At 58.2% G+C, this 13084-nt stretch carries 14 protein-coding genes and 1 pseudogene; 4 read left to right on the plus strand and 11 right to left on the minus strand.

Going from position 1 to position 13084, the window contains the following annotated elements:
- The 4 genes from ACIPL2_RS10625 to ACIPL2_RS10640 form a co-directional block, all read right to left on the minus strand.
- Nucleotides 1–1849: RelA/SpoT family protein (locus ACIPL2_RS10625; RefSeq protein WP_401355831.1), on the minus strand; the 1849-nt coding region annotated here is incomplete at its 3' end.
- 57 nt (nt 1850–1906) lie between these two features.
- Nucleotides 1907–2170 (minus strand): DNA-directed RNA polymerase subunit omega, encoded by a 264-nt coding sequence (gene rpoZ, locus ACIPL2_RS10630; RefSeq protein ID WP_401355833.1) that lies wholly within the window; start codon nt 2168–2170, stop codon nt 1907–1909.
- 167 nt (nt 2171–2337) lie between these two features.
- On the minus strand, nt 2338–2958 hold the full coding sequence (gene gmk / locus ACIPL2_RS10635; protein ID WP_401355835.1) for a guanylate kinase: 621 nt from the start codon (nt 2956–2958) through the stop codon (nt 2338–2340).
- Nucleotides 2959–2970: 12 nt separating this feature from the next.
- Nucleotides 2971–3834 carry a YicC/YloC family endoribonuclease gene (locus ACIPL2_RS10640; RefSeq protein WP_401355838.1) on the minus strand — a complete coding sequence of 288 codons (864 nt, stop codon included), beginning with the start codon at nt 3832–3834 and terminating at the stop codon, nt 2971–2973.
- A gap of 270 nt (nt 3835–4104) precedes the next feature.
- Between ACIPL2_RS10640 and rph the strand changes: the two genes are divergently transcribed.
- The 3 genes from rph to gltS all read left to right on the plus strand — a co-directional run bounded on the left by rph (nt 4105) and on the right by gltS (nt 6898).
- Nucleotides 4105–4827: a ribonuclease PH gene (rph, locus tag ACIPL2_RS10645; RefSeq protein WP_059403877.1), complete on the plus strand. Its 723-nt coding sequence runs from the start codon at nt 4105–4107 to the stop codon at nt 4825–4827.
- A gap of 28 nt (nt 4828–4855) precedes the next feature.
- Entirely contained in the window at nt 4856–5224 is a 369-nt protein-coding gene (locus ACIPL2_RS10650) for a DUF4870 domain-containing protein (protein WP_401355841.1), read from the plus strand.
- 468 nt (nt 5225–5692) lie between these two features.
- On the plus strand, nt 5693–6898 hold the full coding sequence (gene gltS, locus ACIPL2_RS10655) for a sodium/glutamate symporter (RefSeq protein WP_401355844.1): 1206 nt from the start codon (nt 5693–5695) through the stop codon (nt 6896–6898).
- A gap of 92 nt (nt 6899–6990) precedes the next feature.
- Here gltS and ACIPL2_RS10660 read toward each other — a convergent pair whose 3' ends face one another.
- Nucleotides 6991–7770 carry an exodeoxyribonuclease III gene (locus tag ACIPL2_RS10660; protein WP_007934608.1) on the minus strand — a complete coding sequence of 260 codons (780 nt, stop codon included), beginning with the start codon at nt 7768–7770 and terminating at the stop codon, nt 6991–6993.
- Between the two features lie 82 nt (nt 7771–7852).
- Between ACIPL2_RS10660 and pyrE the strand changes: the two genes are divergently transcribed.
- Nucleotides 7853–8497, plus strand: coding sequence for an orotate phosphoribosyltransferase (pyrE, locus tag ACIPL2_RS10665; protein WP_265041728.1), 645 nt, complete (start codon nt 7853–7855; stop codon nt 8495–8497).
- A 116-nt stretch (nt 8498–8613) separates the two neighbouring features.
- Here pyrE and ACIPL2_RS10670 read toward each other — a convergent pair whose 3' ends face one another.
- The 6 genes and pseudogenes from ACIPL2_RS10670 to dut all read right to left on the minus strand — a co-directional run bounded on the left by ACIPL2_RS10670 (nt 8614) and on the right by dut (nt 13082).
- Complete coding sequence (locus tag ACIPL2_RS10670; protein WP_401355847.1) at nt 8614–8997, minus strand: hypothetical protein; 384 nt, start codon at nt 8995–8997, stop codon at nt 8614–8616.
- Nucleotides 8984–9556, minus strand: coding sequence for a hypothetical protein (locus tag ACIPL2_RS10675; RefSeq protein ID WP_401355849.1), 573 nt, complete (start codon nt 9554–9556; stop codon nt 8984–8986). The genes ACIPL2_RS10670 and ACIPL2_RS10675 overlap by 14 nt, the downstream gene beginning before the upstream one ends.
- Before the next feature lie 17 nt (nt 9557–9573).
- Nucleotides 9574–9786, minus strand: coding sequence for a hypothetical protein (locus ACIPL2_RS10680; protein WP_401355850.1), 213 nt, complete (start codon nt 9784–9786; stop codon nt 9574–9576).
- A gap of 202 nt (nt 9787–9988) precedes the next feature.
- Nucleotides 9989–10894 carry an acetylglutamate kinase gene (gene argB, locus ACIPL2_RS10685; RefSeq protein ID WP_008007602.1) on the minus strand — a complete coding sequence of 302 codons (906 nt, stop codon included), beginning with the start codon at nt 10892–10894 and terminating at the stop codon, nt 9989–9991.
- Between the two features lie 25 nt (nt 10895–10919).
- A pseudogene (locus ACIPL2_RS10690) lies at nt 10920–12323 on the minus strand (phosphomannomutase/phosphoglucomutase); the annotation flags it as partial.
- A gap of 303 nt (nt 12324–12626) precedes the next feature.
- On the minus strand, nt 12627–13082 hold the full coding sequence (gene dut / locus ACIPL2_RS10695; protein WP_401355852.1) for a dUTP diphosphatase: 456 nt from the start codon (nt 13080–13082) through the stop codon (nt 12627–12629).
- Nucleotides 13083–13084 lie beyond the last annotated feature (2 nt).

Here is a 13084-nt window from a genome sequence, read left to right on the forward strand (position 1 = left end):
CCCACGAGAGCTGGAAGCATATATCCGCGTTGTGGCGCACTACGCTGATGTTGCGGCAGTTGTCCAGGTGCACGACCATGCCTTTGCCCGCGGACAAGTGGCCGACAATCGGGTCGCCCGGGATCGGCGTGCAGCATTTGGCGTAGCTGAGCACCAGGCCTTCGGTGCCACGAATCGCCAGCGGACCTTCGGCGCTCGGCAGCTGTTCGCCTTCGCCGAGCAGGCGGCGGGCGACCACGTAAGCCATGCGATTACCCAGGCCGATGTCTTCGAGCAAGTCTTCAATCAGTTCGAGGCGGTACTCGGCGAGCATCGCCTTGACGCGCTCGGCCGGGATTTTTTCCAGGGAACTGTCGAAACCGTTGAGGACCTTGTTCAGCAGGCGTTCGCCGAGGCTGATGGACTCGGAGCGGCGTTGCAGTTTCAGGGCATGGCGGATGTGGGTCCGCGCCTTGCCGGTGACCACAAAATTGAGCCACGCCGGGTTCGGCCGTGCGCCGGGAGCGCTGACGATCTCGACCGTGGAGCCGCTTTGCAGCGGTTCGGACAGCGGCGCGAGACGACGATTGATCCGGCAAGCGATGCAGCTGTTGCCCACATCGGTGTGCACCGCGTAGGCGAAGTCGACCGCCGTGGAGCCTTTTGGCAGCTCCATGATCCGGCCTTTGGGCGTGAACACATAGACCTCGTCCGGGAACAGGTCGATCTTCACGCTTTCAATGAATTCCAGCGAGTTGCCGGCGCGTTGCTGCATTTCCAGCACGCCTTTGACCCACTGGCGGGCGCGGGCATGCGTGCCTTTTGGCTGCTCGTCGCCGCTGGATTTGTACAGCCAATGGGCGGCAATGCCGTTGTTGGCCATCTCTTCCATTTCACGGGTGCGGATCTGGATCTCGATCGGCACGCCGTGCATGCCGAACAGCGTGGTGTGCAGCGACTGATAGCCGTTGGCTTTGGGGATCGCGATGTAATCCTTGAAGCGCCCCGGCAACGGTTTGTACAAATTATGCACAGCACCCAGCACGCGGTAGCAGGTATCGACCTTGTCGACGATGATCCGGAACGCGTAGACGTCCATGATCTCGTTGAAAGCCCGACGCTTGCCGCGCATTTTCTTGTAGATGCCGTAGAGGTGCTTCTGGCGACCGCTGACCTCGCCCTGGATTTCATCAATGGCCAGGCAATGGCTGAGGGACTCTTCGATCTTGTTGACGATTTCCTTGCGATTGCCCCGGGCGCGCTTGACCGCCTGGTTGATCCGCGCGGAACGCATCGGGTGCATGGCCTTGAAGCCGAGGTCTTCGAATTCTATGCGGATGGCGTGCATGCCCAGCCGGTTGGCGATGGGCGCATAGATTTCCAGGGTTTCCTTGGCGATCCGTCGGCGTTTTTCACCGGACAGGACTTCCAGCGTGCGCATGTTGTGCAGGCGGTCGGCGAGCTTGACCAGGATCACGCGAATGTCGCGGGCCATGGCCATGGCCATTTTCTGGAAGTTTTCAGCCTGGGCTTCGGCCTTGGTCTCGAAGTTCATCTGGGTCAGTTTGCTGACCCCATCGACCAGTTCGGCCACGGTTTCACCGAACTGCGCTTGCAGCGCTTCCTTGGCAATACCGGTGTCTTCGATCACGTCATGCAGCATTGCAGCCATCAAGCTCTGATGGTCCATGTGCATGTCGGCAAGAATATTCGCCACCGCAAGAGGATGCGTGACGTACGCCTCGCCACTGCGGCGGCGTTGGCCGTCGTGGGCTTGTTCGGCGTAGAAGTACGCTCGGCGGACCAGGTTGACCTGATCCTTGCCGAGGTAGGTCGATAAGCGATCGGCGAGGGCGTCTATGCTCGGCATGATGACTCCTGCCGTTCGTTGTGACCCCGCGCCGTGCTACGTCGACCAGGCATAGGCTTAGACTGCCTCGTTGGACTCGTCCTCGAACGCTGCGAACAGCGGTTCGTCTTCGACGATTTCAGCGTTGGCGATGAACTCGTAGCTCATCAGGCCTTCAGCGATTTCACGCAAGGCTACAACGGTAGGCTTGTCGTTTTCCCACTGAATCAGGGGCTCTTTGCCGCCGGTGGCCAGTTGACGGGCACGCTTGGTAGACAGCATGACCAGCTCAAAGCGGTTTTCCACGTGGTTTAGGCAATCTTCAACGGTTACGCGGGCCATGGTATTCCTCGGAGCGAATGCAATATGCGCGCTGCCCGGTTGGGCGAGCGGACTCAACAGTTTAAAAAATCACCAGCGTTTAGGGAAGCGCTGATTTTTTGACCAAGCCCTTCAACGCGCTGCAAGCACCAATGTAAAGCGCTCGCAGCGGTTTTGGGAAGCGCTGTTTAGCCGAGCAATTCAGCCAAAAGTTTTCCGTTACGCTGCTGCTGACGCTTCTGATGCAGCTGGTTTGCACGGAAAATCGCCTTCAGATCGTCTAAAGCATGGGCGAAATTGTCGTTGATGATCAGGTAGTCGTAGTCGACGTAGTGGCTCATCTCGCTGACCGCTTCACGCATGCGCCCGTCAATGATCTCGTCGCTGTCCTGGCCACGGTTGGTCAGGCGCTGGTGCAAGGCCTCCAGGGACGGCGGCAGAATGAAGATCGAACGCGCCTGGGGCATTAACTTGCGCACTTGCTCGGCGCCTTGCCAGTCGATTTCCAGGATCAGGTCGTGGCCTGCGTCCAGGGTCTGCTGCAAGTGGCTTTGCGAGGTGCCGTAGAGATTGCCGAACACTTCGGCGCGCTCCAGGAAGTCACCGTGTTCGCCCATCTTCACGAACGCTTCGCGGGTGACGAAGTGGTAGTTCACGCCGTTCACTTCACCGGGGCGCATGGCCCGGGTGGTGTGGGAGACCGAGACGCGGATCTCCTGGTCGGAGTCGGTCAGGGCCTTGACCAGACTGCTCTTGCCCGCGCCCGAAGGGGCGGAAATGATGTAAAGGGTGCCGGTGCTGTGGGTCATGTCGGGGTGGCCTTACTCTATGTTCTGCACTTGTTCGCGCATCTGCTCGATCAACACTTTGAGGTTGACCGCCGCCTGGGTGCTGCGCGGGTCGAAGGCTTTGGAGCCCAGTGTGTTGGCTTCGCGGTTGAGTTCCTGCATCAGGAAGTCCAGGCGCCGCCCGGCCGCGCCGCCGGATTTGAGCACCCGGCGAACTTCAATGATGTGGGTGCTCAGGCGATCCAGTTCTTCGGCGACGTCGCTCTTCTGAGCGAGCATGACCATTTCCTGTTCCAGCCGCTGCGGGTCCATCTCGGCCTTCATGTCGGCAAAGCGGTCGAGGACTTTCTGGCGCTGGGTGGCGAGCATCTGCGGGACCAGCTCGCGCAGGGTCACCACATCGCCTTCAATGGCAGTCAGGCGCTCGTTGATCAACCGCGCCAGCTCCGCGCCTTCGCGCTCGCGGCCAGCCTTGAGCTCTTTCAGGCCTTCGTTGAACAGCGCCAGCGCTTCGGCATTCAAGGCTTGCGGGTCGGTGGCGTCACCCACCAGCACGCCGGGCCAGGCCAGGACTTCCAGCGGATTCAACGCGGCCGGGTTTTTGATCAGGCCAGCGATGGTCTCGGCGGCAGCAACCAATTGCGCGGCGCGCTCGCGGTCCACTTGCAGCGGCTTGTCGGTGTTTTCTTCGGTGAAGCGCAGGGTGCATTCGAGCTTGCCCCGGGAGATTCCCTGGCGCAGCGCTTCGCGAACCGCGCCTTCGAGGTCGCGAAAGGACTCCGGCAAGCGCAAATGTGGTTCCAGGTAACGGCTGTTGACCGAGCGCAGTTCCCAGCTAAGGGTGCCTTGGGCGCCGGCTTTCTCGACGCGGGCGAAGGCGGTCATGCTGTGCACCATGGAGGTACCTCGCAATGCAGGTTCATGCGTTACCAAAGGTTTCGCAGACCTGATCTATATGAATTTAAGCCGAGCGGCAGCAAAGGCGCAGGATTGTAGCGCAGTGGGGCGGATGCGCCCAAACACACGGAGTGACAAAGGCCTGCAGACCGTCGGCAAAGCGCCGTTCAGGGCCTTCAGTCGTCGGCGGATTTTTTTAACAAGTGCCCTGTCGTGGCCAGCGGCTCTATAATGCTCGGCAGTTTTCCGTCCCCCGTACAGGTATTCCCTATGAAACGTCCAAGTGGTCGCGCTGCCGATCAGCTCCGCTCGATCCGCATTACCCGCAACTACACCAAACACGCCGAGGGTTCTGTACTGGTCGAGTTCGGTGATACCAAAGTCATCTGCACCGTCAGCGTCGAAAACGGCGTGCCACGGTTCCTCAAAGGTCAGGGCCAGGGTTGGTTGACCGCTGAATACGGCATGCTGCCGCGCGCCACCGGAGAGCGTAACCAGCGTGAAGCGAGCCGTGGCAAGCAAGGCGGCCGCACCCTGGAAATCCAGCGCTTGATCGGTCGCTCCCTGCGCGCCTCGCTGGACATGTCCAAGCTCGGCGACGTCACCCTGTACGTCGACTGCGACGTGATCCAGGCTGACGGCGGCACCCGCACCGCGTCCATCACTGGCGCCATGGTTGCGCTGGTCGATGCCTTGAAAGTGATCAAGAAGCGCGGCGGCCTGAAAGGTGGTGACCCGCTCAAGCAAATGATCGCGGCCGTTTCGGTGGGCATGTACCAGGGCGAGCCGGTACTCGACCTTGACTACCTGGAAGACTCGGCTGCCGAGACCGACCTGAACGTGGTGATGACCAGCACTGGCGGCTTCATTGAAGTGCAAGGCACTGCCGAAGGCGCACCGTTCCAGCCTGAAGAGCTGAACGCTATGCTGGAGCTGGCGAAGAAAGGCATGAACGAAATCTTCGAACTGCAAAAGGCTGCACTGGCCGACTGATCGGACCCGCTCCAGACAAGGAGGACGTATGAGTGACGAGCAACAGCTGCTTCCCACCCCGAGCAAAGAGGTTCGGCAGTGGGCGATGTTTTGTCACCTGTCCGCCTTGCTGGGGATCTGGATTCCGTTCGGTACGCTGATCGGCCCGCTGATTCTCTGGCAGATGAAGCGCGAGATGGACCCGTTCGTTGATGCGCAGGGCAAAGAGGCGCTGAACTTTCAGATCACCGTCGCCATTGCCTCGGCCATTTGCTTCTTGCTGATGGTGGTGATCGTCGGGTTCTTCCTGTTTGGCCTGGTTGCCATCGGCGCGTTGGTACTGACGATCATTGCCGGGGTGAAAGCCAATGAAGGGTTTCCTTATCGTTACCCGTTCACTTGGCGGTTGATCAAATAAGCTTCGAACAAATCCCCTGTGGGAGCGGGCTTGCTCGCGATAGCGGTAGATCAGTCAACTTCAATGTTGAATGTTAAGCCGCCTTCGCGAGCAAGCCCGCTCCCACATTGCGATTTAAAACAAATGCCCTGACTTGTCAGGGCTTTTGTTTTTTTGCAATAGGACTTTTCTGAAACGCTATACAGCGGTCGCTATTTAAGTTGAATACTGAGTTCCTCAAAGTCTGCTTGTCTTCCTTACACTTCTAGTCACAACTGTACGGCTTCAGCGCCTCCTATAGGCTTGGCAATAAGACTGGGTGGTTGATAAAGTTGCTCGACGTAATATCTTTAAAGAAATATTTCGATACGTTCAGACCATTGACGGTCCCTGAATCTAATACCAATCAGTGTTGAGAAGAATCAACCTGTTCAAGAGACGTGCACAGGTAAAAAGTTCGCCTCTGAATGTATACCTAAGAATATCCCAATGCTTCAGCTCGATTTCTACGGAACACTTGTGGCCGCCTCTTTAGTACTTTTGCTCGGGCGCGGACTAGTTACACATGTCGGTTTTTTACGTGCCTACAATATTCCCGAACCAGTAGCAGGCGGCCTGGTAGTTGCCCTCGGTCTATTGGCTTTGCGGGCCGTTGATATTGAAGTCCGATTTGATACTTCACTGCAGACGCCTTTGATGTTGGCGTTTTTTGCCACCATTGGCTTGAGTGCGGACTTCGCCAGCCTGAAGAAAGGCGGGCGCGTAGTGGGGGTTTTTGTACTGGCGGTGACCGGACTTCTGGTGGTCCAGAATGCTTTGGGCATAGGGCTCGCAAAGGCGTTGGGACTCGATCCGTTGATGGGACTGCTGACCGGTTCGATATCGTTGGCGGGCGGTCACGGAACAGGCGCTGCTTGGGGAGCGACGTTCAGTGAGAAGTTCGGTCTGGCTTCCGCTTCTGAACTGGCGATGGCCTCTGCGACGTTTGGCTTGGTGCTCGGCGGTTTGATAGGCGGTCCGGTCGCTCGCCTGCTGATCAAGCGTGTCCAGACACCTGGCTGCCAGCAAGAAAAGCCACGGCTGCCAAAGGGTTTTGAGCAGCCGAACAAAGAGCGCTCGATCACGCCATTTTCGTTTATCGAGACACTGGCCCTGATCGCCGTCAGCTTGCTGGCAGGTTCTTTATTAAATGGCCTGCTGCACGGAACCGCGTTTGAGTTGCCAACGTTTGTTTGTGTGTTGTTCGTGGGTGTGGTTTTACGCAATGGACTTTCAGCGCTTGGCCTTTATCAGGTGTTTGAGCGTGAAGTTTCGGTGCTGGGCAATGTCAGCTTGTCGCTGTTTTTGGCGATTGCCCTGATGTCGCTCAAACTGTGGGATCTGGCTGCACTGGCGTTGCCGTTCTTTATCATCCTGGCGGCGCAAACGTTGGTCATGGCGCTGTTTGCGATTTTCGTGACGTTCAGAATGATGGGCCGTAACTACGATGCGGCCGTGCTGGCAGCAGGGCACTGCGGTTTTGGACTGGGTGCCACACCAACGGCCATCGCTAACATGCAAGCGGTGACGCAGCGTTACGGACCTTCGCAGATAGCGTTCCTGGTGGTGCCGATGGTGGGCGCTTTCTTCATCGACATCATCAATGTCATCGTGATCAAGTTGTACCTTGCGCTGCCATTTTTCGCAGCGACTTGAAGGTCTGATCACGGCTAAAGATCCATAAAAAATGCCCGTATCTTGCGATACGGGCATTTTTTTTAGCTGACCTGTTTCTCTCAGCGAAAAACTTAGATGGTCAGCGTCCAGTCGTAGTCCACGATCAGCGGCGCATGCTGCGAAAACCGTGGCTGACGTGGCAACCGCGCGCTGCGTACAAAGCGGCGCAGACCTGGCGTCAGCAGCTGATAGTCGAAGCGCCAACCGAGGTTGAGCATCTCCGCCTGTTCATTGTCCGGCCACCAGCTGTACTGGTCGCCTTCACGGCTGACTTCGCGCAGGGCGTCGACATAACCCATGTTGCCGACAATCTCGTCCATCCAGGCACGTTCAGGTGCCAGGAAGCCCGGGGATTGCTGGCTGTCACGCCAGTTCTTGATATCCAGCTTCTGTTGCGCCACGTACAGCGAGCCACAATAAATGTACTCGCGACGTTTGCGTCGCTGTTTATCCAGATAACGGGCGAAATCGTCCATTAGCTTGAACTTCTGGTTCAAGTCTTCATCGCCGTTCTGCCCCGAAGGGAGCAGCAAGGTCGCGATGCTGACCTTGTCGAAATCGGCTTGCAGGTAGCGCCCGTAGCGGTCGGCTGTCTCGAAGCCGAGACCGCTGATGACTGCCTTCGGTTGCAGCCGCGAATACAAAGCCACGCCACCTTGGGCGGGAACTTCGGCTTCGCAGGCATAAAGGAAGTAGCCATCCAGTTGGAAAGCTGGATCGTCCAGTTCAAAGGCGGAGGCGCGGGTGTCCTGCAGGCAGATGACGTCGGCATTCTGTGCTTGCAGCCAACTGAGCAACCCTCGCTCCACTGCAGCCTGAATACCATTGACGTTCACACTGATGATCCGCATAAATGGCCCCAAAAATCGCGTGCGTGTATGATACACGGCGTCAACCTAATTAGCTAAATCCGTGGTATTTGGGGTTTTTTTCATGCAAGCGTATCAGCGCGATTTCATTCGTTTTGCCATCGATCGCGGCGTTTTGCGCTTCGGCGAGTTCACCCTGAAGTCCGGGCGTACCAGTCCTTACTTCTTCAATGCCGGCCTGTTCAACTCGGGTTCGGCCCTTGCGCAGCTGGGTCGTTTCTATGCGGCAGCCATCGTCGAGAGCGGTATTGCGTTCGACGTTCTGTTCGGCCCGGCCTATAAAGGCATCCCTTTGGCAGCGACTACTGCAGTCGCTCTGGCCGAACATCACGAGCGTGATCTGCCGTGGTGTTTCAACCGCAAGGAAGCCAAGGCCCACGGCGAGGGCGGCAGCCTGGTCGGCGCGCCGTTGACCGGCGACGTGCTGATCATTGACGACGTGATCACCGCCGGCACCGCGATTCGCGAAGTGATGCAGATCATCGCTTCCCAGGATGGCGCCAAGGCTGCGGGCGTACTGATCGCCCTGAACCGTCAGGAACGAGGCAACGGCGAGTTGTCGGCGATCCAGGAAGTGGAGCGAGACTTCGGCATTCCGGTGATCAGCATTGTTTCGTTGAACCAGGTGCTGGAGTTTTTGGCGGATGATCCGCAGCTCAAGCAGCATTTGCCAGCCGTCGAAGCCTACCGCGCCCAGTTCGGTGTCTAACAACGCAGACCTGTAGGAGCGAGGCTTGCCCGCGAAGACGTCGTCACATTCAACAGATGTGTTGACCGTTAAATCGCTTTCGCGGGCAAGCCTCGCTCCTACAGAGATTGTGTGGGTCAGTGCAGCCTTCGCCATTTCCCCGCCAGTTTCAGTGCCAGCCCCAGGTTGATCAGCGCAAACACCAGCAGTGCCAGGACGACTAGCACGTACAACGTTCGATCCACGTTGAAATCCCACAGATCCAGTGTGCTGGTGCTCATGATCCTCACGGCGGCAGGCAAGTTGACGTAAAACAGCGCCATGAAGGCGCACGTCAGCGGTACTGCGCGGCTCAGCAAAACCCCCAGCACTTTCCCCCGGCTGCGTTTTCTGGCCAGTGGGCCTGGTTGTTTTTCATCCAGCTCCAGCGCTTCATGCAACCGTGGCCAAGCCAGGTTGAACATGAACGTGGTCAGGGTCAGCAGCAAGCCGCTGACCGCGACAATGTCACTGAACGGCATTGAGCCCCAGGGTTTGGCACAACAATGCGTGGGAGTCTTCGCTGATTTCGAACTGCCCGGCACTGCCCTTGCGTTTGGTGATGGGTTTGAAGGTCGGCTCGTTCTGTGTGATTAGCATGTTCAGCTCATCGCGAATCACGTCTGAACTGATCACCACCAGATAAACCGTCTGCGCATGCTCGGCCGTTTCGATCACGGCCCTCATGCTGTGTTGAAGGATCTCGTCCAGTTGATTGCGAAACCGTGAAACCGTGTTTTTCAGCAGGGTTTTACTCTGGCTCTGCGTCAGCTGGAAAATCGTCGATATTTGCGATTCAGTCGGCAACGTTTGCCCGAAGTAACTTTGAATCAGGTAGAGCAAACGATCCTGCTTGGCCTCATCGGCCCTGCTGGGCATGCCGCCTTCGACCAGCATCTTCAGGTATTCGGTCAGGCTCGCCTTGGCTATTCGCTGTAGGGCGTAGGCGATTTCGCCGTCGGAAATCCTCAAGGTCTTTTTGACCGGCTCCTTTTGCTCAAGGTCGAAAGCCTGGGCGTCGATCGTGAACGAGATCTGCATGGTTCGGACCTCCGCGATTAATTGGAAGGCTCGTTCGGGTACGGATCTGCCACGGCGTCGCCTTGGCCGGTGAGGACGTTCCAGCCATTGAGCACGTGGGTGCTGGGCTTGAAATCCGGACACGGCGGCAGCGAAGTCTTCGATTGATTGCTGTATTCGCGTCCGCAGTCTGCGCACGCGTAAGTGCCTGCTGAAACATCGCTGCCGTAGGGAACGTGGTCTTTTTGCATGGGGAAGATCTCCTGTGGATTCAGGGAAGATCCTATGCAGATTGTTTCTTTTGCGATGTCGGACGTTTCGCTTACTTAAGTCGGACGATTCCGGCAGGCATAAAAAAGATCGCAGGCTTCGTCAGCTCCTACAGGAATTTCGTACATCCGAAAAAATCCTGTAGAGGCCGCCGAAGGCTGCGATCTTTTGACGTCTTATAAATCAGTGACGCTTGCGATTGCTGATCAACGTGCCCACACCGGTGTCGGTGAAGATTTCCAGCAGAATCGCATTCGGTACCCGGCCATCGATGATCAGCGAGCTGCCCACGCCGCCCTGAACTGCTTCCAGCGCGCAACGGATCTTCGGCAGCATGCCGCCGTAGATGGTGCCGTCAGCGATCAGGTCGTCGACTTGCTGGGTGGTCAAACCGGTGAGGACCGTGCCCGACTTGTCCATCAGACCGGCGATGTTGGTTAGCAGCATCAGCTTTTCAGCCTTCAGCGCTTCGGCCACTTTACCGGCCACCAAATCGGCGTTGATGTTGTACGACTCGCCGTTGGCGCCGACGCCGATTGGCGCGATCACCGGAATGAAATCGCCTTTGACCAGCAGGTTCAGCAGATCGGTGTTGATCCCGACCACTTCACCCACTTGGCCGATGTCGATGATTTCCGGTTGGGTCATCTCCGGCGTCTGGCGGGTCACGGTGAGCTTTTTCGCACGAATCAGCTCGGCGTCTTTACCGGTCAGGCCGATGGCGCTGCCGCCATGACGGTTGATCAGGTTGACGATGTCCTTGTTGACCTGGCCGCCGAGGACCATTTCCACCACGTCCATGGTTTGCGCGTCAGTCACGCGCATGCCATCGATGAAGTGGCTCTCGATCGACAGACGCTTGAGCAAGTCGCCGATTTGCGGGCCGCCGCCGTGAACCACCACCGGGTTGATGCCGACGGCTTTCATCAACACGATGTCGCGGGCGAAGCCGGTTTTCAGCTCCTCGCTTTCCATCGCGTTGCCGCCGTATTTGATCACCAGCGTCTTGCCGACATAGCGGCGAATGTAAGGCAGCGCTTCGGACAGGACCTTGGCGGTGTTGGCGGCGGCTTCGCGTTCGAGGGTCATTCAGGGCTCCGGGTGCTTCAGAAGATCAAAACGGTAATTGGAGATCAGGGGCAACACGCTTCAACTGGACTTTGAAAACGTCCTTGATGCGCTGCAATTCAGCCTCGTCATCGGCCTCGAAGCGCAGCACCAGCACCGGTGTGGTGTTGGACGCGCGCACCAGGCCCCAGCCTTTGGCGTAGTCGACACGCACGCCGTCAATGGTGGTCAGGTCGGCGCCTTCGCCCCACTTCGCGTCGTGCAGAGCATCAATGATGCTGAATTTGCTCTCTTCGGTCACATGGATATTGATTTCCGGCGTAGAAATATCGTTCGGGAAGGTCGCAAATAGCTCTTCCGCGGTGGATTTTTCCTTGCTGAGGATCTCCAGCAGACGCGCGGCGCTGTAAATGCCGTCGTCGAAACCGAACCAGCGCTCTTTGAAGAAGATGTGCCCGCTCATTTCGCCGGCCAACAGGGCGCCGGTTTGTTTCATTTTCTTTTTGATCAACGAGTGACCGGTCTTCCACATGAGCGGACGACCGCCGTATTCCTTGATCAGCGGCGTCAGGCGACGGGTGCATTTGACGTCGAAGATGATTTCCGCGTCAGCGTTGCGCGCCAGCACGTCACGGGCGAACAGCATCAGCAGGCGATCGGGGTAGACGATGCTGCCGGTGTTGGTCACCACGCCGACACGGTCGCCATCGCCGTCGAATGCCAGGCCGAGGTCGGCGTTGGTTTCCTTGACCTTGGCGATCAGGTCGACCAGGTTTTCAGGCTTGCCCGGATCCGGGTGGTGGTTCGGGAAGTTGCCGTCGACATCGCAGAACAGCGGGATGACTTCGCAGTTCAGCGCTTCGATCAGTTGCGGGGCGATCACGCCAGCCGCGCCGTTACCGCAGTCGACCACGACTTTCAGGCGGCGGGCCAGCTTGATGTCCTGGACGATTTCGGTGTTGTAGCGATCGAGGATCTCGACCTGAGTGATGCTGCCCTTGCCGCTGCTCAGGTTGTTGGTCTTGAGGCGGTCGTGCAGGGCCTGGATCTGCTCGTTGGCCAGCGTGTCGCCAGCGATAACGATTTTGAAGCCGTTGTAGTTCGACGGGTTGTGGCTGCCGGTGAGCATCACCCCGGATTTACTAGCCAATACGTTGGCGGCGTAGTACAGCGCGGGCGTTGGCACCAGGCCGACGTCGCTGACGTGGCAACCGCTGTCGGCCAGGCCTTTGATCAGTTGTTCAACCAGTTCCGGACCGGACAGGCGACCGTCGCGACCAACGCTGACGTTCGGTTCGTCCTGGGCCAGGCTTTGGGCACCAATGGCGCGACCGAGCCAATAAGCGGTCTCAGCGTTCAAGAATTCCGGGACGGTGCCACGAATGTCGTAGGCGCGGAAGATGCTGTCGGGGAACTTGGGTGGGACTTGGGCTGGGTTGCTCATTACTGGAAATGCTCCATCTCGAAGGTGACTGGACGTGCTGGCGAAGAACTCGCCGGCAGGCACAAACTGAAGGGTATGACGGCTTTTTCCACGCAGAGTTCGTGGTGTGCAAAGGCCATGCCCCCGGCGTCAGCAAGCGAATGGCCCGCCAATGCCTTGATTTTGGGCGGTAAACCTTCCAGGTGAGACCTGTGTAATTCAATGCAAACCTGTGGGAGCGAGCCTGCTCGCGATAGCGGACTGACAGGCAACACTCGTGTTGAATGTGCACCCGTCATCGCGAGCAGGCTCGCTCCCACAGTGAAGTCATCAGTGGCTGCCGGAGTGCCCAAAACCGCCCGCACCGCGCTCGGTTTCAACGAACTCTTCGACCATTTCGAAATGCGCTTGCACCACGGGCACCAACACCAGCTGGGCCAGGCGCTCGCCGACTACCATGTTGAAGTCGGTCTGGCCACGGTTCCAGCACGAAACCATCAGCGGACCCTGGTAATCGGAGTCGATCAAACCGACCAGGTTGCCCAGCACGATGCCGTGCTTATGGCCCAGGCCGGAGCGCGGCAGGATCAGCGCGGCCAAACCCGGGTCGCCAATGTAGACCGACAGGCCGGTGGGGATCAGCACGGTTTCACCCGGCTTGATCACGGTGTCTTTTTCCAGCATGGCGCGCAGGTCGAGGCCGGCGGAGCCAGGCGTGGCGTACCGCGGCAGCGGGAATTCGGTACCGATGCGGGGGTCGAGGATCTTGGCTTGCAAAGCGTGCATGT

The sequence above is a fragment of the Pseudomonas sp. NPDC086251 genome, from assembly GCF_044746405.1.
GTDB lineage: Bacteria > Pseudomonadota > Gammaproteobacteria > Pseudomonadales > Pseudomonadaceae > Aquipseudomonas.